This is a genomic window from Pseudomonas sp. SIMBA_068 (assembly GCF_046534705.1).
GTDB classification, from domain to species: Bacteria; Pseudomonadota; Gammaproteobacteria; order Pseudomonadales; family Pseudomonadaceae; genus Aquipseudomonas; species Aquipseudomonas putida.
Map to the genome: position 1 here is coordinate 1 of NZ_JAWRYI010000373.1, position 278 is coordinate 278.

Annotated in this window: 1 protein-coding gene; it reads left to right on the forward strand. The window is 48.2% G+C overall.

The window, feature by feature from the left end; all coding sequences use genetic code 11:
* Window positions 1–262, forward strand: a 262-nt coding sequence (gene uraH, locus SB756_RS29590) for a hydroxyisourate hydrolase (protein WP_410913122.1), incomplete at its 5' end; no start/stop codon positions are given.
* Between the last annotated feature and the right edge of the window lie 16 nt (window positions 263–278).

Consider the following 278-nt stretch of genomic DNA (forward strand, 5'->3'; position numbering starts at 1 on the left):
GAAACAGGGAGAAAGCTGGAAAGTACTGAATACCGCCAATACTAACCAGCAGGGTCGGATAGATGCACTTTGGCCAGCAAAGCCCTTTGAGGCGGGTGAATATCGGGTGATTTTTAAAACCGGTCACTATTTTGCGGCACATCAACAGCAGAGTTTCTTCCCCGAAATCCCGGTGGAGTTCCATATCACCAATACCACGACCACCTATCACATTCCGTTGCTGCTGAGCCAGTACGGATATTCCACCTATCGCGGGAGCTGAAATAAATGAAACGTTT